Origin of the sequence: Streptomyces netropsis (assembly GCF_014203545.1) — a bacterium.
Lineage (GTDB): Bacteria > Actinomycetota > Actinomycetes > Streptomycetales > Streptomycetaceae > Streptomyces > Streptomyces netropsis.
In genome coordinates this window covers 307299-329668 of record NZ_JACHJG010000003.1, presented here as the reverse complement: position 1 = coordinate 329668, position 22370 = coordinate 307299, and the positions used below count along the sequence as shown (strand labels likewise).

Sequence of the window (22370 nt, the reverse complement as noted above, 5' to 3'; positions counted from 1 at the left end):
ATGGACACGCTCACCCGTGACGCCCTCACGGTCCTGCAGCCCGGCTTCACGGGCACCACGGCCCCCGACTGGCTGCTGCGCCGGCTCGGCGAAGGGCTCGCCTCCGTCGGCCTCTTCGGCCGCAACATCGCCACGCCCGAGCAGCTCGCCGCGCTCACCGCGCAGCTGCGCGCCGAGCGCGCGGACGTGCTCGTCGCCATCGACGAGGAGGGCGGCGACGTCACCCGCCTGGAGGTCCGCACCGGTTCCTCCTTCCCCGGCAACCTCGCGCTCGGCGCCGTCGACGACACCGCGCTGACCCGGGCCGTCGCCCACGAACTGGGCCGCCGTCTCGCCGCCTGCGGCGTCAACCTCAACTGGGCGCCGTCCGCGGACGTCAACTCCGACCCGGACAACCCGGTCATCGGCGTACGGTCCTTCGGCGCCGAGCCCGACCTGGTCGCCCGGCACACCGCCGCCTACATCGAGGGCATGCAGGCCGCCGGGGTCGCCGCCTGCGCCAAGCACTTCCCCGGCCACGGCGACACCGCCGTCGACTCGCACCACGACATGCCCCGCATAGACGCGGACCTCACCACGCTGTACGCCCGAGAGCTGGTGCCCTTCCGGGCGGCCGTCGCCGCCGGGACCAAGGCCGTGATGAGCGCGCACATCCTGCTGCCCGCGCTCGACGCCGCGCTGCCGGCCACCCTCAGCCCGGCCGCCCTGCACGGCCTGCTGCGCGGACCGGTCACCGAGGGCGGCCTCGGCTTCGACGGGCTCATCGTCACCGACGGCATGGAGATGCGGGCCATCTCCGGTACGTACGGCATCGACCGCGGCAGCGTCATGGCCATCGCCGCGGGCGCCGACGCGATCTGCGTCGGCGGCGGGCTGGCCGACGAGGACACCGTGCTGCGGCTGCGCGACGCGCTCGTAGCAGCCGTCCGCTCCGGTGAGCTGCCCGAGGAGCGGCTCGCCGACGCGGCCGCGCGGGTGCGCGCCCTGGCGCGCTGGACCTCGGGGGCGGGTGCGGAGCAGGAGGGGACCGGATCCGCCCCCGAGGTGGGGTTGACGGCGGCGCGACGCGCTCTGCGCGTGACCGTGGCCGAGGGGTATGTCCCACTCACCGGGTCGGCTTACGTCGCGGCGTTCACGCCGCTGGCGAACATCGCCGTCGGCGACGAGACCCCCTGGGGTGTCGGCGCCGAGCTGGCCCGGCTGCTGCCGGGCACGGAGACGGGTACGTACGGGCGGGACGCCGCCGGTATCGAGGAGGTGCTGCGGGCCGCAGGGGGTCGCAGGATCGTCGCCGTGGTGCGCGACGCGCACCGGCACCCGTGGATGGCCGAGGCACTGGACGCGCTCGTGGCGGCCCGGCCCGACACGGTGGTGGTCGAGATGGGCCTGAACCAGGCGCCCCCGGTGGGCGCTCTGCACATCGCGACGCACGGTGCGGCGCGGGTGTGCGGCTTGGCTGCCGCGGAGGTCATCGCGGGGGCGTAGGGCTTTCCCCTGCCCGCCCCTTCCCGCAACTGCGGGCGAGCCCCCAGGCCCCCTTCGTCCTCAATCGCCGGACGGGCTGGCAAATTCAGCCCGTCCGGCGATTGAGGACCGGGGTCCGGGGCGGAGCCCCGGTTACAGCCCCTGCCAGGCCGGCTTGTTCGCGTACGTGTGGCGGAAGTAGTCCGCCAGCTTCAGCTTGGACGCCGCGGCCTCGTCGACGACGACGGTCGCGTGCGGGTGCAGCTGCAGCGCCGAGGCGGGCACCAGCGCGGAGACCGGTCCCTCGACCGTCTGCGCCACGGCGTCGGCCTTGCCCTCGCCCGTGGCGAGCAGCACCAGGTGGCGGGCCTCCAGGATGGTGCCGATGCCCTGGGTGATGACGTGGTGCGGCACCTGCTCGATGTCGCCGTCGAAGAACCGCGCGTTGTCGACGCGGGTCTGCTCGGTCAGCGTCTTGATCCGGGTGCGGGAGGCCAGTGAGGAGCACGGCTCGTTGAAGCCGATGTGCCCGTCGGTGCCGATGCCGAGCAGCTGGAGGTCCACGCCGCCGGCCTCCGGGAGCGCGCGGTCGTACGCCTCGCAGGCCGCCTGGACGTCCTCGGCGGTGCCGTCGGGACCCATGAACGACGCCTCGGTCAGCCCGAGCGGCTCGACGACCTGGCGCAGCACGACCGACCGGTAGGACTCGGGGTGGTCGGCGGGCAGCCCGACGTACTCGTCGAGCTGGCAGATGCGGGCACGCGAGGCGTCGACGGCCCCGGAACGGACCTTGGCGGCCAGCGCCTCGTAGATGGGCAGCGGGGTCGAGCCGGTGGCCACGCCGAGCAGAGCGTCGGGCTTGCGGCTCAGCAGGGAGGCCATGGCCTCCGCGATGAGTTCGCCGCCTGCCTTGGCGTCCTGGACGATGACAACTTCCACGCTGGGCCTGCCGATCTGGAGAATGGGCTGGTGGTATAGACCAATCTAGCAGAGCGGGAGGGACGGGCAAGGTGGGTGCGCGCCGGGCCCGCCGGGGATCAGGCGGTGGCGGTGGCCGCGGCCTTGCGCCGGGCGCCGAGGGCGAGGAGTCCGCCGGTCAGGAAGGAGGCGGCGGCCAGGGCCGCGGAGAGGTGGAGGCCGTCGGTGAGGTGCTCGGAGGTGGCGCCGAGGGTGCCGAAGAGGGCGACGCCGACGGCGCTGCCCACCTGGCGGGAGACGTTGAAGACCGCCGAGGCCACGCCCGCACCGTCCGCCGGGGCCGATTCGATGATCGCGGCCATGGAGGCCAGGGCCGTCATGGTCTGGCCGAGACCGGTGGCGATCAGGGCGAACAGCAGCATCGGATAGGCGGTGCCGGACCCGGCGAGCAGCCAGCCGAGGAAGCCGACGGCGCCGAGGAAGAGCCCGAGGGTCATGGGGACGTACGGGCCGGTGCGGGCGGCGACACGGCTGAAGACGGGGGCCGCGATGAAGCCCATGCAGACCGACGGCAGCAGTGCCAGGCCGGTGGTCAGCGCGTCGTAGCCGCGTTCCTGCTGGAAGTAGAGCGTGGAGAGGAACAGCATGCCGTAGTAGCCGAGGCTGATCAGCATGCCGATCACGGCGGTGGCGGAGAAGGCGCCGGTCCGGAACAGCGACAGGCGCAGCAGCGGGGCACGGCCGTTCGGCCGGGTCCTCACCGAGGCCTCCAGGCGGCGCTCGACCGCGATGAAGAGGGCCAGGGCCACCACGCCCACGGCGAAGAAGCCGAGGACCAGGGGGGAGGCCCAGCCCTTCGAACCGGCCTCGTTGATGCCGCCGGCCAGGGCGACCAGTCCCACCACGCCGAGGACCTGACCCGCCGGATCCATCCGGTGGGCCGTGGGCTTACGGGTGGCGGCGGGCAGGTGACGCAGGGTCAGTACGACGGCGAGGGCGCCCACCGGCAGGTTCAGCCAGAACACGGCCCGCCAGTCCAGACCGGCGATCAGGAGACCGCCGACCACGGGGCCGGCGCCGAACGCGATCGAGGCGACGGCGCCCCAGACGGCGATCGCCCGGGCGCGGACGGCCCGGTCGGGGTAGGTGACCTGCAACAGGGCGAGCGAGGCCGGGACGAGGAAGGCGGCTCCGGCGCCCTGCGCCAGCCGGCCCCCCACCAGGACGGCCGTGGTGCCGGCGAGGCCGCAGACGATCGAGGCGGCGGTGAAGACGGCGAGTCCGGTGAGGAACATCCGGCGGTGGCCGAGCCGGTCCCCGAGGCCGCCGCCGAGCAGCAGCAGTCCGGCGAAGAGGGTGCTGTAGCCGTCGACGATCCACTGCAGGGCGGACGGGCCGGCGTGCAGGGATTCGCGGATGTCCGGCACCGCCACGGTCACGACGGTGACGTCCAGCATCACCAGGAAGTAGCCGAGGCTCAGCGCGATCAGAGGGGCGAGGGCGAGGGGCGGGCGCGCGGGCGCCGCGTCGGGATCGGCGACGTGCCGCCGATCGGCCGGGGAATCGGTGACGGTCATGGGGCCAGTCTCGGGTCCGGACACTTCGTCGGGGAGCGAAGTGTCGTCGGCATACGGTGAGGCCATGAGCGACGAGACCACCCCGCCGGCCGGTCGGCGCGCCGACCGGACCGCCGACCGGCTGAACCGCCAGACCGACATCGCCCGCGCCGCCGCCCTGATCGCGGACCCCTCCCGCGCCCGGATCCTCAAAGCCCTCTGCGACGGGCGGGCCCTGCCCGCCGGCGCCCTGGCCACCGAGGCCGGCGTCAGCGCCCCGACGGTCAGCGCCCACCTGGCCAAACTCGTCGAGGGCGGGCTGATCACCGCCGTACGCGACGGCCGGCACCGCTACTACCGGCTGAAGGGCCCCGAGATCAGCACCGCGCTGGAGGCGCTCGCCCTCATCGCCCCGCCGCTGCCGGTCACCTCGCTGCGCGAGAGCAGCGTCACCAACGCGCTGTACCGCTCCCGGACCTGCTACGACCACCTCGCCGGCCGGCTCGGCGTCGCCCTGATGCGGGCCCTGCTCGACGGGGACGTGCTCACCGGGCACGACGGCCTCCACCGCCCCGAGCGGGCCGTACGGGACCGGCCCTCGGCGTACGGGCACGACACCGACTACCGGCTGACCGACACCGGCCGCGGCCGCCTCGTCGCCTTCGGCGTCGACCCGGACCGGCTGCCCAAGCGGCGGCCGGCCATTCGCTACTGCGTCGACTGGAGCGAGCACCAGCACCACCTCGCGGGCGCGCTCGGCGCGGCGATCACCACCCGCCTGTTCGACCTCGGGTGGCTGCGGTACGGCGTGAGCCCGCGCGTGGTGCACCTGACCGACGCGGGTGCCGAGGGGCTGCGGCTGACGTTCGGCGTGGCCGTGGACGGCTAGGGGCTGTCCGTGCCGCCTGCGGCGGCGGGTGCCCTGCGGGCGCGTCCTCAATCTCCCCCAGCTACCGCTGGGAGGTGCCCCCAGCGGGCTGGAATCGGCTGAGCTCAGCCGCCAAGCCCGTCCGGCGCTTGAGGACACAGCACAGCAGCCCGTCCGGCGCTTGAGGACACCGCCGCGCAGCGGTGGTGCACGGCCGCGAGGCCGGACGCCGCCGCCGGTAGGCTCACACCGTGCCCTCCATGAACGACCTCGTACGCCAGCACACCGCCCTCGACGACTCCGACCTCGAGTGGCTGCATCTGCTGGTCTCGGAGTGGCAGCTGCTCTCCGACCTCTCCTTCGCCGACCTCGTCCTGTGGGTCCCCACCCTCGACGGCACCCGCTATGTGTCCGTCGCCCAGATGCGACCGAACACCGGCCCCACCTCCTACCAGGACGACATGGTCGGCCACCTCGTGCCGCGCGGCCGTCGCCCCATGCTCGACGCCGCCCTCGACGAGGGCCGGATCGTGCGCGAGGGTGACCCGGAGTGGCGGGAGGAGGTCCCGGTCCGGGTCGAGTCCATCCCGGTCCGCCGGGACGGCCGGGTGCTCGGCGTCATCGCCCGCAACACGAACCTGCTGACCGTGCGGACGCCGAGCCGGCTGGAGCTCACCTACCTCCAGAGCGCCTCCGACCTCGCCCAGATGATCGCCAACGGGGCCTTCCCCTTCCCGGGGCAACAAGTCGACATGGACGCCTCCCCGCGCGCCGGCGACGGTCTGATCAGGCTCGATGCCGACGGTGTCGTCCAGTACGCCAGCCCCAACGCCCTCTCCGCCTATCACCGCCTCGGTCTCGCCGCCGACCTCGTGGGGCATCATCTGGGCGACACCACCGCTCAGTTGGCGCCCTCGCGCGGCCCGGTCGACGAGGGCCTGGCCAAGCTCGCCAGCGGCTGGGCGCCGCGCGAGTTCGAGGTCGAGGGCGACGACGGAGTGATCCATCTGCGGGCCATTCCCCTCAAACCCAAGGGAAACCACATCGGTTCGCTCGTGCTGCTGCGCGATGTCACGGAACTGCGTCGCCGCGAACGCGAGTTGATCACGAAGGACGCGACCATCCGGGAGATCCATCACCGGGTGAAGAACAACCTCCAGACCGTCGCCGCCCTGCTGCGCCTCCAGGCCCGCCGGATCGGCTCGGCCGAGGGGCGGGAGGCGCTGGAGGAGGCGGTCCGGCGGGTCGGCTCGATCGCGATCGTGCACGAGACGCTCTCGCAGAATCTGGACGAGCGCGTCGAATTCGACGAGATCGCCGACCGGGTGCTGGCGATGGTCGCCGAGATCTCCCCGGGCCGGGTCGCCGCCCGCCGCACCGGCCGCTTCGGGATACTCGACGCCGAGGTCGCGACGCCGCTGTCGATGGTCCTGACCGAGTTGTTGCAGAACGCCATGGAGCACGGCTTCGGCCCGGGGGAGCAGGGCACGGTGGAGATCACCGCCGTGCGCGGCGGCGGCCGGACCGACGCCCGCCTGCTGATCTCCGTGCAGGACGACGGCCGGGGGCTGCCCGAGGGCTTCGACCCGCAGCGCGCGGGCAACCTGGGCCTCCAGATCGTACGGACCCTGGTCGAGGGGGAGTTGGGCGGCACGTTCGACATGGTGCCCGCTTCCGGGCAGGGCACGCGGGTGGTGCTCGACATCCCCGTACAGGCGGAGAAGTAGGAAGATCCGCCGGAGCCGCTCGTCGGCGGCCGGCGGACCTCGGCGGATCCGTGAACGCACTGAGCCCCGGACCTGATCCAGGTCCGGGGCTCAAAGCTTTATTGCTTAGCGCATATGGGGGGTACTGCGCGCTGCGGCTCGGGAGCCGAGGGGCATCGTCAGGCGGTAGCGTTACGCGCCCGGTTGCGAGCGGCGCGGCGCTTCATCGCCCGGCGCTCATCCTCGCTGAGGCCACCCCAGACGCCGGAGTCCTGGCCGGACTCGAGCGCCCACTGCAGGCACTGCTCCATGACGGGGCAGCGGCGGCAGACGGCCTTGGCTTCCTCGATCTGCAGCAGCGCAGGACCGGTGTTGCCGATGGGGAAGAAGAGCTCCGGGTCTTCCTCGCGGCAAACGGCGTTGTGACGCCAGTCCATGGCTGCTCCATCTCCTCGTAATTGCGGCTACGTTGCTTGTGAATGTGAACGCTTTCACGAATCCCCCCGCAAGGGAAGGGCCGACGCCCAGTCGGAAGACTGGTGCGGTCCAGGTAAATGAGGAGGGGGTTCGGGCTTTCGAAGGAGGCCGAATGAGCGGCCGTCCCGATCGCCATGAAGAGACTCGCAAACCTCGGCTGCGGATACAACCCCTTCTGGAAAGTTTTTTTTGATTCCTCGGTGTCGGCTAGGTCACAGCCGTACTTCCAGGGGGTGGAACCCAGTCTAAACGTTCGAGTGGAAGGACTTTAGGCCCTACCACTCACACAATCACACGCAGTGCACGGCGTACGCCTGTGAACGTCACGCTCGTACGCAGTCCGAGGTGGTCACCGTCCATCTGGAAGGGCAGTGGGGCCTGTGAATGCAAGGTGAAGGCGGTCTGGTCATGCAATGACACAGCGTGTTTGCCCTGGGGGCCACGCTCCGGAGTCGAGGTCAGCAGCTGAGTGACGTAGCGGCCGGCCGTCGCGGTCGACAGCTTGGTGAATCCCAGCACGTCAAGGGCGGTGTCGAAGGACGCCTGCGGCGATGCGTAGACCGGCCGGTTGCCCAGATAGGTCCACGGCGCGGTGTTGCAGATTATCGACATGACGAGATTCGCGAGTGGCTCCTCGCCAGGCCGTTCGAGGGTGATCGTGCCCCGTCTGCGGTGCGATTCGCCGAGGAATTGCCGCATCACTTGGCGTACATACAGCGCGTGCGTCGAACGCTTGCCACGCTCCCGCTGCTGCTCCACCCGGCCGACGACCCCCGCGTCGAAACCGAAGCCCGCGCAGAAGGTGAACCAGCGGGGCGGCACGGATTCGTCGTCGGTGCCGGGCGTACCGGCCGCGAGGCCCAGGCCGACCGTCCGCTCGGTCCCCTCCCGCAAGGCGTCCAGCAGCGCCCCCGTCGCCTCGACGACGTCGTTGGGCAGGCCCAGGGCGCGGGCGAAGACATTGGTGGAACCGCCGGGGACCACGGCCAGCCGGGGCAGGTTATCCGGGTCGGGGCCGGCGTGGAGCAGACCGTTGACCACCTCGTTGACCGTGCCGTCGCCGCCGAGCGCGACCACGAGCCCGGTGTTGCCGTCCTCGGCCGCCCGGCGCGCCAGATCGCGGGCGTGACCCCGGTACTCGGTGGTGGCGACCTCCAGCTTGAGGTCGCTGGCGAGCGCGTGCACCAGGACATCACGGGTACGGGCACTGGTGGTGGTGGCCGACGGATTGACCACGAGAAGCGCACGCATGACCGCCAGCCTACCTACCTGTCGGTACAGCCACGGTCCCAGCCCCGCCCCCGCAGCCGCCGCCCGCTCCCGGGCGGCAGGGCTACCCTGCATGGGTGAGCAGCAAGCAGTCAGCGCCCAAGGGCGCCCGCAAGACCACCCGCGCGAGCCGGCCGACGGCGGAGGCCGCCGCGCGGTCCTCCCGCCCGTCCAGCACGGCCCCCGAGCCCACCGGCCCCCGGCCGCGCCGGCTGACGGCCGCGGCGGTCCTCACGGGCCTGGAAGGGGCGGCCCTCGTCGTCTGCGGGGTGACGCTGCTGGTCCTGGTGGTGACGGACAAGCCGGACAGCATGCGGCAGGCGGTGACGGGCGGACTGACCGTGCTCGCGCTGGCCGCACTGCCGCTGGCGGCGGCGCGCGGACTGTGGCTGCGGCGGCGCTGGAGCCGCGGGCCCGCGATGATCACGCAGATCATGGCGATGCCCGTCGCGTGGACGCTCTTCAACGGCGGCGGCATGCTGATCGCGGGCGCCGTGGTGCTCGCGCTCGTCGCCGTGGCCGCCCTGGGACTGGTGGTGAACCCGACGGCGACCGAGGCGCTCGGCATCGGCCCCCGCGAGACGTGAGCTGATGCCGGCCGTTCCCCGGCCCGTCGTTCCCCGATCCGCGCTCCGGGGCCCGGCTACTCCTCGATGAGCAGCCGGTCGCGGAGCTGGGCCAGCGTGCGGGCCAGCAGCCGGGAGACGTGCATCTGGGAGATGCCGACCTCCTGGGCGATCTGCGACTGGGTCATGTTGCCGAAGAAGCGCAGCAGCAGGATCTTCTTCTCGCGCGGCGGCAGGTCCTCCAGCAGCGGCTTGAGCGACTCGCGGTACTCGACGCCCTCCAGCGCCTCGTCCTCGGCGCCCAGGGTGTCCGCGACGGCCGGCGACTCGTCGTCCGTGTCGGGCACGTCCAGGGAGAGCGTGCTGTAGGCGTTCGCCGACTCCAGACCCTCCAGGACCTCCTCCTCGGAGATCCCGATGTGCTCGGCCAGCTCGTGGACCGTGGGCGCGCGACCGTGCCGCTGGGACAGCTCGGCCGTGGCGGTGGTCAGGGACAGCCGCAGCTCCTGGAGGCGCCGCGGCACCCGCACCGCCCAGCCCTTGTCCCGGAAGTGCCGCTTGATCTCGCCGACGACCGTGGGGGTCGCGTAGGTCGAGAACTCCACCCCGCGGTCCGGGTCGAACCGGTCCACCGACTTGATCAGGCCGATCGTGGCGACCTGGGTCAGGTCGTCGAGCGGCTCACCACGATTGCGGAACCGCCGCGCCAGGTGCTCCACCAGCGGCAGATGCATCCGCACGAGGTGATTGCGCAGCTCGGCCCGCTCGGGCGAGCCGTCCGGGAGCGCCCGCAGCTCGATGAACAGGGCACGGGCACCGCTGCGATCCTGCGCATGGGGGTGCTGGTGCCACTGCTGATGCTGGTCCATGTGGTCCGCCCGCTCTGGTGGGTCGCTCGCCCGCTCCGGCTCCACATCCGAGGGATGCGGCCGGGCGGGTTGCTGCGGGATGGCCGGGGTGCGCACTCCCCGCGACGATGCAGTACTCACGGAGCCCCCTCTTCCGTCACGGCTGTCCGGGGCCGGCGCCGCGCTTCTTGTGCAGGCTGATGCTGACCGTACGGTCGTCGGCGACGGTCGAGTCGACCTCGCCGGCCAGCGCGGAGAGCACCGTCCAGGCGAAGGTGTCGCGCTCGGGCGCGCGGCCGTCGGTGGTGGGTGCCGAGACGGTCACCCGGAGCGCGTCGCCGACCAGGCGGAAGACGCAGCTGAGAACAGAGCCGGGAACGGCCTGTTGCAGAAGGATCGCGCACGCCTCGTCCACCGCGATGCGCAAGTCCTCGATCTCGTCGAGGGTGAAGTCCAAGCGGGCTGCGAGGCCGGCTGTCGCCGTCCGCAGCACCGACAGGTAGGCACCCGCAGCGGGCAGCCGGACTTCCACGAAGTCCTGGGTCCCGGGCTCGCCTGCGATTGGGGACACCCTCACCTCCAAGGTGGCACAAGCTTCTTGAGCTGTTACGAGCGCCGGTCGCGCGCCTCTCGGGCGAGGGGCGGGGCGGTCCGGCGCGGCACATGGTTCGGATGCGACGCTATCGCGATCCGAGGTTCCGTGCCGCAGCCCCACGACTGTCACTCATGGTAAGCCCATGAGTACGGACAGTGGGTAGGGGCGTGCGGTCTCAAATCGAAAGAGAAGTCGCCTTGTTGGGATTTTCGTCACTCTGCGCGAACCCCGCAAGAGTGCGGAGCGGTTCTCCGGACATGCGTTGCACCGTCCACTCGTCCATCGGCTCCGCGCCGAGCGACTTGTAGAACGCGATCGAGGGTGCGTTCCAGTCCAGCACTGACCATTCGAAACGCTGATAGCCGCGGTCCACGCAGATCCGGGCGAGCGCCGCGAGGAGCGCCTTGCCGTGCCCGCCGCCGCGCGCCTGCGGGCGGACGTAGAGGTCTTCCAGATAGATACCGTGCGTACCCGTCCAGGTGGAGAAGTTACGGAACCAGAGGGCGAAGCCGACCGGCTCGCCGGCGGCGATCGTGCCGTCGCCCGAGGATTCGTCACTCTCCGCTATCAGGGCGAAGACGGCGGGGTCCGCCCCGAACAGGGCTTCGCGCAACTGCTGCTCGGTCGCCTTCGCGTCCTCCAGCGCCCGTTCGTACTCCGCGAGTTCACGGACCATCGCATGGATGAGGGGAACGTCGGCGGGTGTCGCGGGTCGGATCATGTGTGCATGCTAGCGGGCCGCGCCGACGGCCTCCCGGGAACCGGGGGGCCGCGGAGCCCGCGCGGGGGCATGCCGGGAGCGCGCCCGGGGCAGCCGGGGGCACGTCTCGGGCAACTGACGGCCGCAGTCAGACGATCCGCAGGTCCACGTAGCACCAGCGCCAGCTCTGCCCGGGCTCGAAGCTGCGCATCACCGCGTGCCCGGTCTCCGTGAAGTGCCCGGTGGCGTGCCGGTACGGCGAGGAGTCGCAGCAGCCCACGTGCCCGCACTCCAGGCACAGTCGCAGCTGCACGGGATGGCTGCCCGCCGCCTCGCACTCCGGGCAGGTGGCGTGCAGCGGCGCCGGCTCGGGGCGCGGCAGCTCGGGAACGTGCGGGCACTCGCTCATGATTGCCAGGTTAGATCGCCCTGCCGACGATCATCGAACGGCCGTCGGGCCTCGGCTGCCGTTGACGGACGGTGACAGATGGTGGCGACGCGACGGACGGCGCGGGAGGCACGGATGGAGACGGGCGGGGACCGATGGACGTAATGCCACTGCTGATGCTGGTCGCGGGCGGGGCCGCCATCGCCGGCGCGGCCCGCCGCACGCCCGTGCCCGCACCCCTGCTGCTCGTCGCCGCCGGGCTCGTCGCCTCGTACGTCCCCGGCGTGCCGGACTACACCCTCGACCCGGAGATCGTGCTGCCGCTGTTGCTGCCGCCCCTGCTGCACACCGCCGCGCTCGAGAGCTCCTACCTCGACCTCCGCGCCAATCTGCGACCCGTCGCCCTGCTCTCCGTCGGCTACGTCCTCTTCGCGACCGTCATCGTCGGCTATGTGGCGTATCTGGTGGTCCCCGGCCTGCCGCTGCCCGCGGCCCTCGTGCTCGGCGCGATCGTCGCCCCGCCCGACGCGGTCGCCGCCACCGCCATCGCCCGCCGTCTCGGGCTGCCCTCGCGGATCACCACGATCCTCCAGGGCGAGTCCCTGGTGAACGACGCCACCGCGATCACCGCCTACAAGGTGGCGCTCGCCGCCGCCGTCGGCGAGGGTGCGACCTGGGGCGAGGGCATCCGGGAGTTCGCCGTCGCCTCGGTCGGCGGGATCGGCGTCGGCCTGATCCTCATGGTGCCGCTGCACTGGCTGCGCAGACGGCTGCGCGAGCCGCTGCTCCAGAACACCCTGTCGCTGCTCATCCCCTTCGCCGCCTACGCCGCCGCCGAGGAGGTCGAGGCGTCCGGGGTGCTCGCCGTCGTGGTCGTCGCCCTCTACCTCGGACACCACTCCTGGCAGGTCGACTTCGCCACCCGGCTCCAGGAGGCCGCCGTGTGGCGCATGGTGGCCTTCGTGCTGGAGTCCGCGGTCTTCGCGCTGATCGGGCTGCAGCTGCCCGTGGTGCTGCGCGGGCTCGGGGAGTACAGCTTCAGGGAGGCCGCCGTCTGGTACGCCTCCGCCGTCTTCTTCACCGTCGTGGCCGCCCGCTTCGTCTGGGTCTACCCCGCCACCTTCCTGCCGCGCGCGCTGTCCGCCCGGATCCGCGAGCGGGAGACCGACACGACGTGGAAGAGCGCGCTCGTCGTCGGCTGGGCCGGGATGCGCGGCGTCGTCTCCCTCGCCATCGCCTTCTCGATCCCGGTGACCACGCACAGCGGGGAGCCCTTCCCGGCCCGCAACCTCGTCCTCTTCCTCACCTTCACCACCGTCATCGGCACCCTCGTCGTCCAAGGCCTCACCCTGCCCCCGCTCATCCGCCGTCTGCGGCTGCCCGCCCGCGACTCGAGCGCCGAGACCCTCGCCGAGGCCCAGGCCCAGAGCGAGGCGTCCCAGGCCGCCGAGCGCCGCCTCGACGAACTCCTCGCCGAAGGCGGCAACGCGCTTCCCTCCCCGCTCGCCGACCGGCTTCGCGCGGTCATGGAGCGGCGCCGGAACGCGGTGTGGGAACGGCTCGGTGCGGTCGACGAGGCGACGGGGGAGTCGGCGGACGACACATATCGCCGGCTGGCGCGGGAGATGATCGACGCCGAGCGGGAGGTGTTCGTGGCGTTGCGGGATGCTCGTCGCATTGATGACGAGATGCTTCGTACGTTGTTGCGGCGGTTGGATCTGGAGGAGGCCGCGGCGTATCGGGAGGGGTGAGGAGGGGTGAAGAAGGGGAGGACGGGAGCTTTCTCCCCTACCCACCCCTTCCCGCACCGGGGCTCCGCCCCGGACCCCGGTCCTCAAACGCCGGACGGGCTGGGAGGTGCTCCCGTCACCACCGCCACCACGGTCATGCCCCGTGCGAACGCGCCCTCCTCGGCCAGGGTCGTCAGGCCGTGCAGCGCCTTGGCCACGTACAGCCGTTCCAGTGGCAGGCCGTGGCGGGCGGTGAAGTCTTCGGCGAAGGCGGTCAGCTCGGGGTTCGTCCTCGCGTAGCCGCCGCCGTGGAAGCGGTCGTCCAGGTGCCAGTCGCCGCGCCGGCCGCCGAAGGCCTCGGTCTGGAGCCGTTCGACCTCCGCTTCGAGGAAGCCGCCCTTGAGCACGGGGAAGCCCACGGCCCGCTGCCCCTCGGCCAGCCCGGCGGCGAGACCGGCGAGGGTGCCGCCCGTGCCGCAGGCGACCCCCACGACGTCCGCGGCGCCCCGCAGCTCCTGGCCGAGCCCGGCGCAGCCGCGCGCGGCCGCGGCGTTGCTGCCGCCCTCGGGCACGACGAGACAGTCGTCGGCGGCCAGCCCCGCCTGTGCCGTCACCCGCGCCAGCACCTCCGGCTCCGCCTTCCGGCGGTACGTGGCGCGGTCGACGAACAACAGGCGCATCCCGTCCGCCGCGCAGCGCGCGAGGGACGGGTTGAGCGGACGGTCCGCCAGCTCCTCGCCGCGGACGACGCCGACGGTGGCGAGGCCGAGGAGACGGCCGGCGGCGGCGGTCGCCCGCAGATGGTTGGAGTACGCACCGCCGAACGTGAACAGCGTGTGCCGTCCGGACGCGGCGGCGCCCAGGTTCGGCTCCAGCTTCCGCCACTTGTTGCCCGGCAGCTCGGGGTGTATCAGGTCGTCCCGCTTGAGCAGCAGCCGCAGCCCGCGACGGGCGAACCGCTCGTCCCGCAGCTCTTCGAGCGGGGACGGCAGCCGCGGATCCAGGGCGGCGAGTGCGGCGGGGCCACAGGGGAGGTCGCTGGTCACACCCCCATTGTCACCTCGGAGGGCTACTTGAGCCGGTCGTGGACCCGGGCCCGCAGCGAGTCCATCGTGAAGCCCTTGGGGTCGATCTTGCCGAGCCGCCACTCCTTGTGGCCGATGACGGACCGCTCGGTCCACCCGTGGTGGCGGCAGATCGCGGCCGCCACCCGCTCGATGGCCTCCAGCTGCTCCTCGGGCCAGGGGTCCTTGCCGTCACCGAGGTTCACGCACTCGAAGCCGTAGAAGTGGACGTTGCCGTCGGTGTCGGCCGCACGGACCGGGGGCAGCCGCTTCTCGGCGATCACGGCGCGCAGCACGTCGCCGTCACCCCGCCCGGCGTGGTTGGCGCGCCCGTAGCCGACGAGATGGACCGTGCCGTTGTCGGCGATGACGCCGTGGCAGAGCGGACCTGGCAGATCGGGGTGGCCGTTCCAGCACATCTTCACGCTCTTGGCGGTGCCGGTGGAGGCCGTGTGGTGGATCATCACTCCGTGGACCGGCCCCCAGGGGCCGTGCCCGGCGCGGTTGTGGGTGCGCCAGCCGTCCACCTCGACGAGGCGGGCGCCTTCCGCCTTGAGCTTGCCGAGAAACGTTCCCGCGGACATGGGTGAGGCCATGGCCGCCTCCTTGCCATTCGAGTGGCGTACGCCGATCGCGCACGACGAATGACCTCCTTGTACCCAAAAGTTCGCAGCTGGGCCGGGCGTTCGGATATCGTGCGAGCCGATCCGGCCTCAGGCTGAAAAGCGTGTTGTCGGTACGGGGCGGGACGCAAAAGGCCCGCCCGGGGACGACCGGAACAGAAGGCGCGCAGCAGTGGACTACCAGGCCGTACTCGAAGAGGTCGCCGCCTTCGCGCGGCCGCTGGTCGGCCGCGGACAGGTGGCCGATTACATCCCGGCCCTGGCCGGGGTGGACACCGGTCACTTCGGGATGGCCGTCGCCGACGTCGACGGCGGTGTCTACGGCGTGGGGGACTGGGAGCGGCCGTTCTCGGTGCAGTCCATCTCCAAGGCGTTCGGTCTGGCGCTCGTACTGGCCGAGGGCGGCGAGAAGATCTGGGAGCGGGTCGGCACGGAACCGTCCGGAAACCCGTTCAACTCCCTGGTCCAGCTCGAATACGAGAACGGTATTCCGCGCAATCCGTTCATCAACGCGGGCGCCCTCGTCGTCACCGACCGGCTCCAGACGCTGACCGGGGACGCCAGCACGACGCTGCTGGAGTTCCTGCGTGCGGAGAGCGGCAACCCGTCCGTCTCCTTCGACCCGTCCGTCGCCGCGTCCGAGTCCGAGCACGGCGACCGCAACGCGGCCCTCGCGCACTTCATGGCCAGCTACGGCAACCTCGACAACCCCGTGCCGGCCGTCCTGGAGCACTACTTCTGGCAGTGCTCCATCGAGATGAGCTGCCGCGACCTCGCCCTGGCGGGCGGCTTCCTGGCCCGGCACGGGCTGCGCGCCGACGGCACGAGGCTGCTGCCGCGCCGGGAGGCCAAGCAGGTCAACGCCGTCATGCTCACCTGCGGTACGTACGACGCCGCCGGCGACTTCGCCTACCGCGTGGGCCTGCCCGGCAAGAGCGGCGTGGGCGGCGGCATCATCGCGGTGATACCGGGCCGCTGCACCCTGTGCGTCTGGAGCCCCGGCCTCGACACCCGCGGCAACTCGGTCGCGGGCGTGGCGGCGCTCGACCACTTCACTACGTTGACCGGATGGTCGGTGTTCTGAGCGCGGCCACGGGGTCGGCGGGATCGGCCGGGGGTGCTCCACCCCTCGGTGGGTGGGCTGGCGGGGTACCCGTCAGTACCCCATCGTTGATCCCGGAGGTGGTGTCGCCATGGAGCACGAGCTGCGTGCCGAGTACAAGGACGGAAACACCCCGCGGGACCCGGACGCCGAGGTCAAGGCCTGGCACGTGGTCCGACAGGAGGGCATGACCGCCATGTGCGGGCGCGAGCTGGATCCCGGCTCCGCCACCCGGTCGACCGACGACTGGGGTACCTCCGGACTTCCGCTGTGCCACTCCTGCGGGGCGCTGTACCTCCGCGAGTCGCCGTAGCCGGACTGTGTCCGGCGGATCTTGCCGGCTGCCGCCCGGCTGCCGGCTGCGGTGGGAGCGCCCTTCGGGCGCGTCCTCAAACGCCGGACGGGCTTGGTGTGGCTGATGCGCGTCCGGCGCGCTACGGACAGCGGACGACCTGACCGGCGTACGAGAGGTTGCCGCCGAAGCCGAACAGCAGGACGGGCGCGCCCGAGGGGATCTCGCCGCGCTCCACCAGCTTGGACAGGGCGAGCGGGATGCTCGCGGCCGAGGTGTTGCCGGACTCCGTCACATCGGTGGCGATCACCGCGTTCACCGCGCCGATCTTCCGCGCGACCGGCTCGATGATCCGCAGGTTGGCCTGGTGCAGGACGACCGCCGCCAGCTCCTCCGGCGCGACCCCGGCCCGCTCGCACACCTTCCGGGCGATCGGCGGCAGCTGGGTCGTGGCCCAGCGGTAGACGGACTGGCCCTCCTGGGCGAACCGGGAGGGGGTGCCCTCGATCCGTACGGCGTGCCCCATCTCGGGCACCGATCCCCAGACCACCGGGCCGATGCCCGGCTCCGCGGCGGCGGTCACCACGGCCGCGCCCGCGCCGTCGCCGACCAGGACGCAGGTGGTGCGGTCGGTCCAGTCCGCCACGTCGGTGAACTTCTCGACGCCGACGACCAGGGCGTTGACCGAGGACCCGGCGCGGATGGCGTGGTCGGCGGTGGCCAGGGCGTGCGGGAAGCCGGCGCAGACGACGTTGATGTCCATGACGGCGGGCGCGGTGAGCCCCAGCCGGGCGGCGACGCGGGCGGCCGTGTTCGGGCTGCGGTCCACGGCGGTGCAGGTGGCGACGAGCACCAGGTCGATGTCCGCGGCCTCGAGACCGCTGTTCGCGAGGGCCTTGGCCGCGGCCTCGGCGGCCATCGAGGCGACCGTCTCGTCGGGCGCGGCGATCCGGCGGGTGCGGATGCCGACGCGGGAGCGGATCCATTCGTCGCTGGTGTCGACCATGGCGGCCAGGTCGTCGTTGGTCAGCACCCTGGAGGGCTGGTAGTGGCCGAGGGCGAGTACGCGTGACCCGGTCATCGGTCCTCCTGCGCGAGCGGCTGTAGTACGGATGACACAGTCTTGACGCTGGAGCGTTGCTACCGGGTGTGTGATCCGCCAATGTTCGGGCGAGATAACTGGCACAACCGGCAGGGCCCGGCCGCGGAAGCGGCCGGGCCCTGCGGTGGTGTGCGAATCGTTGTGCGAACCGTTACCGGGCGGTGTCAGCGCAGCGAGAGCGCCGTGCGGATCGTGCCGAAGAGCTGGGTCTGGTCGGTGACACCGAGGACGCGGTGGGCCTGCGGGCCCTGGGCCGCGATGCGGACCTGGGTGCCGGTGTGCTCCTGTGCCTGGCCCGGGGTGTTGGTCGAGTAGTTCACCTTGAGCTGCTGACCCTCGTTGGTGACGAGGGTGGAGGACAGCCCGGGCGGGGTGGCCTCCAGCGGCACGATCTGGCTGGTGTGGCCGTGGTCGGCGGTGGTGACGACCAGGGTGTCGGGGTGCTTGGCGGCGTACGCGCGGGCGACCTTCACCGCGCGGTCGAGGGCCGCGGTCTCGCCGATCTGGCCGCACGGGTCGGCGGCGTGGTCACGCTTGTCGATCGAGGCGCCCTCGACCTGGAGGAAGAAGCCGGGCTTCTTGCCCTTGCCGCTCTGCTTGGCCTCCAGCAGCTGGAGCGCCTTGCGGGTCTGCTCGTCCAGGCTCGGCGTACCCGCCTTGCGCTCGGGGTTGCCCGTCACGCAGCGCTGCGGCTCGGTGCCGCCCTGGGCGGCGGCCTTGCCGGTCCACTCGACGGGGACGTTGCCCGGGGCGAAGAGACCGAGGACGGGCTTGCCGGCGCGGGCGTTCTTCAGCGCCTTGTCGTCGGTGACGAGCTGGTAACCGAGCTTCTGGGCCTGCTCGGTGACGGTCAGGCCCTTGTAGCGGCCCTCGGTGATCTTCTGGTCGAAGCGGGCCTTGCCGCCGCCCAGCAGCACGTCCACCTTGTGGTTCACGCTCTGCTCGGCGATCGAGCCCGGGCCGCCCTTGGCGATCGTGTCGTTCGGGCACGCCTTCATGTCGGCCGGGCCCGCGCAGCTGCGGTCGGTGGCGTGCGAGGCGAGGACCGCGGGGGTGGCGTCGGTCAGCTCGGCGGTGGTGACGCTGCCGGTGGCCAGGCCGTTGCGCTGGGCCAGCTCCAGGATCGTCGTCATGGGCTTGTCCGTGCCGGGCGTCTTGGATATCCGGCCGTTGACGGTCTTCTGCCCGGTCGCCCAGCCGGTGCCGCTGGCCGCGGAGTCGGTGACGTAGTCCGGCTTGCCGTTCTTGTCGACGGAGTACGTGGTGTACGAGCCGGTCATCGGGAACTTGTCCATGTTCAGCCGGCCGGCCGCGCCCACGGTGTAGTCACGGGCCAGGGTGATCTCCGAGTCGCCCATGCCGTCACCGATGAGCAGGATGACGTTCTTGGCCTTCTGCTTGGTGCCGTGGGCGGCGCTCAGCGACGGGGCGTCCGACGTGTCGTCCGGCCCGGACGCGGCGGCGGTGGCCGGCACCGCGACACCGGCGACGAGCAGTGCGGCGGCGCTCCAGGCGAGACGGCGCCGGTACGGACGAGAACCCATGGTTTTTCCTCCTAGCTGCGCCGGGCGGGACTGCCCGGCGGAAGGAAGCTCACCAGGGGCGGGTGTACCGGAGGGGACGCCCAGGTGAAGTGAAGATCACCGGCGGCTGTCGGCGGGGCTCCCGGGGGCGGCGGCCTCCGCGGACGCGGCGGTTCCGGCCGCGTCGGCCCCGTCGGACCTCATCGCTCTGGCCTCGCTCTTGAGGATGCGCATGGACTTGCCGAGCGCGCGGGCGGTGTCCGGCAGCTTCTTGGAGCCGAACAGGACCACCACCGCGAGTACGACGACGAGTATGTGCCAGGGCTCCAGGGCATTGCGCAGCATCGGCGGCCCCACCTTCCTTGTGCGTCCGGTGCGTAACGAATTCGCCCTCACCATACTTGCTAGATTGCGCAACTGGACAACCAAAACACCTGGCCGGCCGTCTAGGTCGGTGAACCAGCACGGACCGGGGGAGCGGATGAGGGCACGGATATGACGGGCACCCGAGGCAAGCCGACGCACCGGACGCGGAGGGTCACCTCCGTCGGGGTGGCGTTCCTGGTACTGCTGGCCGCGGGTGCCGGATGGCTCTACCTCCGGCTGAACGGCAACATCGACGTGTTCGACGCCGACGGCCTGTCGCGCGACCGGCCCGGCGCCGGCGCGTCCGGGCAGAACGTCCTCGTCATCGGCTCGGACTCGCGCTCCGGCGGCAACAGCGGGCTCGGCGGCGGGGAGGGCGACGTGGGCCGCTCGGACACGGCGTTCCTGCTGCACGTCTACGGCGACCGCGAGCACGCCGTCGCCGTCTCCATCCCCCGGGACACGCTGGTGGACATCCCGCCGTGCAAGCTGCCCGACGGCAGTTGGACGGCGCCGCGCACCGGCGCGATGTTCAACTCCGCCTTCTCGGTGGGGGAGTCGGCCAAGGGCAACCCCGCCTGCACCCAGAACACCGTCGAGAAGCTCACCGGGTTGCGCGTGGACCACACGGTCGTCGTCGACTTCGAGGGCTTCTCCGCGATGACCTCCGCGGTGGGCGGCGTCCAGGTGTGCGTGCCGAAGGACGTCTACGAGGGCGACCTCAACCCGAACCGCGGCGCCCGCGGCGAGCTGCTCTTCCACAAGGGCTCGCAGAGCGTCTCCGGGCAGAAGGCGCTGGACTACGTGCGGGTGCGGCACGGCATCGGCGACGGCTCCGACATCGGCCGCATCCAGCGGCAGCAGGCGTTCGTCGCCGCCATGATCAAGAAGGTGCGGTCGCAGGGGTTCAGCCCCGGCACGCTGCTGCCGCTGGCGGACGCGGCCACCAGGTCGATGACCGTCGACCCCGGGCTCGGCTCGGCCGACAAGCTGCTCTCCTTCGCCATGTCGCTGAAGAAGATCGACCTGCACGACACCAAGTTCGTCACCGTGCCCTGGCGCTACGCGGGCAATCGCGTCGCCCTCGTCCAGCCCGAGGCCGACGCCCTGTGGGCCTCGCTGCGGGCCGACCGCACGCTCGACGGCAAGAACGCGGAGAAGAAGCAGGCGGGCGAGAAGGGCGGCAAGCCCGGACCGTCCCCCTCGGAGCCGGTCTCGGGCGCGGGGGTGAGCGTCTCGGTCGCCAACGGCACCACCGTCACCGGCCTCGCCGCCCGCGCGGCCGCCTCGCTCAAGGAGCACGGGTTCACCGTCGCCGACACCTCCACTTCCCGGACCCGGGACCAGCGCGTCACCGTGATCGAGTTCGGCCCCGGCGAGGCGGGGCAGGCGCGGAACCTGGCCCGGCTGTTCCCCGGCGCGTTCGTCCGGGGAACGGCCGTCAAGGGCATCGCGGTCACCGTCGGCCACGACTACGCCGAAGCGCCCGCCACGCCGCCCGCCATCGCGGCGGCCCCCGCCGAGGCGACGCCCGGCCCGGTGCCCTCCGAGGTCGCCGGTACCGCGCGGTCGGCCGACGACGATCCCTGCGCCAACCTCTCGTACGGCTGACGGCGGGGGCCGGCCGTGGGGTGGGCGAGGGCAGGAGGGATGGGGAACAGAGTGTCTGATTGATCCGTTTTCGTGGTAAACGCTGAGTGAGCCGACGCCTATGCGATGCGTGTCCGATCCGTACGTGATGAGTACCAGTGAGTAATTGCCGTACAGCCCGTCTCTCCCGTGCCCCGCTCTCTTGTCCGAGGAGAACCGCCATGTCCGCCATCCCACGGGCGCTGCCCAGGCCGCTGCTGGCCCTGCTCGTCGCCCTCTTCGCGTTGGCCGGTGCGGGACTCTTCGCCCCGGCGGCGCACGCCGCCACGGGAGTGGACACCGTGGCGGAGGCGCTGAAGAAGAGCCCGGTCTACGTCGACCCCCGGGTGTCCGCGCAGCTTCCGGCGGCCGACGCCGAGGCACTGGCGAAGAAGATCAAGGACGCGGACAAGCCGGTCTTCGTCGCGGTCCTGCCGGACAACGCGGACTTCCCCCGGGCCACCGTCATCCAGGACCTGCGGACCAAGGTCGGCATCGCCGGCGTCTACGCCGTCCACCTCGGTGACAAGGCCTTCAGCGCCAAGGCCGACCGTTCGGTGATGTCCGGCAACGCCGTCACCAACCTCGTCGGATCCGTCCAGCGGTCCGGCGGTGACACCACGACCATGCTGAACGGCTTCGTCGACCAGGCGGTCCGGGTGTCCAGGGGCCACGCGCCCGACGCCTGGGGCGGCGGTTCGGAGGGCGTCGGCACGGCCGGTCTGATCACGGGTGGCGCGGTCGTCGTCGCCGGTGGCGCGGGCGCGTACGCCCTCTACCGGCGGAACAAGAAGAGGAGGGAGGCCCGCGAGCGCGCGGAGCTCGACGCCCTGCGGGTCGTGGTCGACGAGGACATCACCGCCTTCGGCGAGGAACTGGACCGGCTCGACTTCTCCCCCTCCGAGGCCGGTGCCGACGACACGATGCGCGCCGACTACGAGCGGGCCCTCGACGCGTACGAGGACGCCAAGTCGAAGATGGCGGCGGCGGGCAAACCGGGCGACGTCAAGGGCGTGACCGAGTCCCTGGACAATGGCCGGTTCGCCCTCGCCACCCTCGCCGCGCGCCGCACCGGCGCCCCACTGCCCGAACGCCGCATGCCCTGCTTCTTCGACCCGCGCCACGGCCCGTCCGTCTCCGACGTCGAGTGGGCGCCCCCGGGCGGCGCGCCGCGCACCGTGCCGGCGTGCGCCGCCGACGCGGCCCGGCTCGCCGACGGCGAGGAGCCGATGTCCCGCACGGTCCAGACCGCGAACGGCCCCCAGCCGTACTGGAACGCCGGACCCGCCTACGCCCCCTGGGCGGGCGGCTACTTCGGCGGCGGACTGCTGCCGGGCCTGCTCGTGGGCACGATGCTCGGCAGCATGATGAGCGGCCCCGCGTACGCGTCCTCGGGCTACGGCGGCGGGGGACCGGAAGGCGGCGACTACACCGGCTCGGACTACAACCCCGACGACTTCGGCGGTGGCGGTTTCGGCGACGGCGGCGGCTTCGGCGACGGAGGAGGATTCGGAGGCGGCGGCGACTTCTGACCTCCGGCCGGGTCCGATTCCAGCCCGCTGGGGGCACCTCCCAGCGGTAGCT

At 72.1% G+C, this 22370-nt stretch carries 22 protein-coding genes; 9 read left to right on the top strand and 13 right to left on the bottom strand.

Annotated elements, in window-relative coordinates; genetic code table 11:
• Entirely contained in the window at window positions 1-1485 is a 1485-nt protein-coding gene (locus FHS38_RS09270; RefSeq protein WP_184732719.1) for a glycoside hydrolase family 3 protein, read from the top strand.
• A gap of 132 nt (window positions 1486-1617) precedes the next feature.
• Here the strand turns inward: FHS38_RS09270 and nagB are convergent, their stop codons facing one another.
• Window positions 1618-2403: a glucosamine-6-phosphate deaminase gene (gene nagB / locus FHS38_RS09265; RefSeq protein WP_184732718.1), complete on the bottom strand. Its 786-nt coding sequence runs from the start codon at window positions 2401-2403 to the stop codon at window positions 1618-1620.
• Between the two features lie 98 nt (window positions 2404-2501).
• Window positions 2502-3959 carry an MFS transporter gene (locus tag FHS38_RS09260; protein WP_184732717.1) on the bottom strand — a complete coding sequence of 486 codons (1458 nt, stop codon included), beginning with the start codon at window positions 3957-3959 and terminating at the stop codon, window positions 2502-2504.
• Window positions 3960-4023: 64 nt separating this feature from the next.
• On the opposite strand from FHS38_RS09260, the gene FHS38_RS09255 reads away from it, so the two are divergent.
• Window positions 4024-4827: an ArsR/SmtB family transcription factor gene (locus FHS38_RS09255; RefSeq protein WP_184732716.1), complete on the top strand. Its 804-nt coding sequence runs from the start codon at window positions 4024-4026 to the stop codon at window positions 4825-4827.
• Window positions 4828-5066: 239 nt separating this feature from the next.
• Complete coding sequence (locus FHS38_RS09250; protein WP_184732715.1) at window positions 5067-6533, top strand: sensor histidine kinase; 1467 nt, start codon at window positions 5067-5069, stop codon at window positions 6531-6533.
• A 158-nt stretch (window positions 6534-6691) separates the two neighbouring features.
• Here FHS38_RS09250 and FHS38_RS09245 read toward each other — a convergent pair whose 3' ends face one another.
• Window positions 6692-6949 (bottom strand): WhiB family transcriptional regulator, encoded by a 258-nt coding sequence (locus tag FHS38_RS09245; RefSeq protein WP_004937597.1) that lies wholly within the window; start codon window positions 6947-6949, stop codon window positions 6692-6694.
• Between the two features lie 322 nt (window positions 6950-7271).
• Window positions 7272-8240, bottom strand: coding sequence for a diacylglycerol/lipid kinase family protein (locus FHS38_RS09240; RefSeq protein WP_184732714.1), 969 nt, complete (start codon window positions 8238-8240; stop codon window positions 7272-7274).
• Window positions 8241-8335: 95 nt separating this feature from the next.
• On the opposite strand from FHS38_RS09240, the gene FHS38_RS09235 reads away from it, so the two are divergent.
• On the top strand, window positions 8336-8845 hold the full coding sequence (locus FHS38_RS09235; protein ID WP_184732713.1) for a hypothetical protein: 510 nt from the start codon (window positions 8336-8338) through the stop codon (window positions 8843-8845).
• A 56-nt stretch (window positions 8846-8901) separates the two neighbouring features.
• On the opposite strand, the gene FHS38_RS09230 is transcribed toward FHS38_RS09235, so the two are convergent.
• The 4 genes from FHS38_RS09230 to FHS38_RS09215 all read right to left on the bottom strand — a co-directional run bounded on the left by FHS38_RS09230 (window position 8902) and on the right by FHS38_RS09215 (window position 11376).
• Entirely contained in the window at window positions 8902-9813 is a 912-nt protein-coding gene (locus tag FHS38_RS09230; RefSeq protein ID WP_229822314.1) for an RNA polymerase sigma factor SigF, read from the bottom strand.
• 16 nt (window positions 9814-9829) lie between these two features.
• A complete protein-coding gene (locus FHS38_RS09225; protein ID WP_030366270.1) occupies window positions 9830-10243 on the bottom strand; it encodes an ATP-binding protein in 414 nt (137 codons plus the stop codon).
• Window positions 10244-10442: 199 nt separating this feature from the next.
• Window positions 10443-10988 (bottom strand): GNAT family N-acetyltransferase, encoded by a 546-nt coding sequence (locus FHS38_RS09220; RefSeq protein WP_184732712.1) that lies wholly within the window; start codon window positions 10986-10988, stop codon window positions 10443-10445.
• A 127-nt stretch (window positions 10989-11115) separates the two neighbouring features.
• Complete coding sequence (locus FHS38_RS09215; protein ID WP_184732711.1) at window positions 11116-11376, bottom strand: UBP-type zinc finger domain-containing protein; 261 nt, start codon at window positions 11374-11376, stop codon at window positions 11116-11118.
• 134 nt (window positions 11377-11510) lie between these two features.
• Here FHS38_RS09215 and FHS38_RS09210 point away from each other — a divergent pair, with 134 nt between their 5' ends.
• Complete coding sequence (locus FHS38_RS09210) at window positions 11511-13106, top strand: Na+/H+ antiporter (RefSeq protein ID WP_184732710.1); 1596 nt, start codon at window positions 11511-11513, stop codon at window positions 13104-13106.
• Window positions 13107-13189: 83 nt separating this feature from the next.
• On the opposite strand, the gene FHS38_RS09205 is transcribed toward FHS38_RS09210, so the two are convergent.
• Window positions 13190-14131 carry a 1-aminocyclopropane-1-carboxylate deaminase/D-cysteine desulfhydrase gene (locus tag FHS38_RS09205; protein WP_184732709.1) on the bottom strand — a complete coding sequence of 314 codons (942 nt, stop codon included), beginning with the start codon at window positions 14129-14131 and terminating at the stop codon, window positions 13190-13192.
• A gap of 23 nt (window positions 14132-14154) precedes the next feature.
• Window positions 14155-14745: an N-acetylmuramoyl-L-alanine amidase gene (locus tag FHS38_RS09200; protein ID WP_184732708.1), complete on the bottom strand. Its 591-nt coding sequence runs from the start codon at window positions 14743-14745 to the stop codon at window positions 14155-14157.
• Between the two features lie 199 nt (window positions 14746-14944).
• Here FHS38_RS09200 and FHS38_RS09195 point away from each other — a divergent pair, with 199 nt between their 5' ends.
• Both FHS38_RS09195 and FHS38_RS09190 read left to right on the top strand, forming a co-directional pair.
• Window positions 14945-15856 carry a glutaminase gene (locus tag FHS38_RS09195; RefSeq protein ID WP_184732707.1) on the top strand — a complete coding sequence of 304 codons (912 nt, stop codon included), beginning with the start codon at window positions 14945-14947 and terminating at the stop codon, window positions 15854-15856.
• Between the two features lie 109 nt (window positions 15857-15965).
• Window positions 15966-16187 (top strand): hypothetical protein, encoded by a 222-nt coding sequence (locus FHS38_RS09190; protein ID WP_184732705.1) that lies wholly within the window; start codon window positions 15966-15968, stop codon window positions 16185-16187.
• 121 nt (window positions 16188-16308) lie between these two features.
• Here FHS38_RS09190 and FHS38_RS09185 read toward each other — a convergent pair whose 3' ends face one another.
• The 3 genes from FHS38_RS09185 to tatA form a co-directional block, all read right to left on the bottom strand.
• The gene (locus tag FHS38_RS09185) at window positions 16309-17247 is read right to left on the bottom strand and encodes a beta-ketoacyl-ACP synthase III (protein WP_184732703.1); all 939 of its coding nucleotides are present in this window, start codon (window positions 17245-17247) and stop codon (window positions 16309-16311) included.
• Window positions 17248-17432: 185 nt separating this feature from the next.
• Window positions 17433-18812, bottom strand: coding sequence for an alkaline phosphatase (locus FHS38_RS09180; protein WP_184732701.1), 1380 nt, complete (start codon window positions 18810-18812; stop codon window positions 17433-17435).
• Window positions 18813-18908: 96 nt separating this feature from the next.
• Window positions 18909-19136: a Sec-independent protein translocase subunit TatA gene (gene tatA, locus FHS38_RS09175; RefSeq protein WP_184732699.1), complete on the bottom strand. Its 228-nt coding sequence runs from the start codon at window positions 19134-19136 to the stop codon at window positions 18909-18911.
• Between the two features lie 150 nt (window positions 19137-19286).
• Here tatA and FHS38_RS09170 point away from each other — a divergent pair, with 150 nt between their 5' ends.
• Together FHS38_RS09170 and FHS38_RS09165 are read left to right on the top strand one after the other, a co-directional pair.
• On the top strand, window positions 19287-20768 hold the full coding sequence (locus FHS38_RS09170) for an LCP family protein (protein ID WP_184732696.1): 1482 nt from the start codon (window positions 19287-19289) through the stop codon (window positions 20766-20768).
• A gap of 200 nt (window positions 20769-20968) precedes the next feature.
• Complete coding sequence (locus tag FHS38_RS09165; RefSeq protein WP_184732694.1) at window positions 20969-22318, top strand: hypothetical protein; 1350 nt, start codon at window positions 20969-20971, stop codon at window positions 22316-22318.
• Window positions 22319-22370 lie beyond the last annotated feature (52 nt).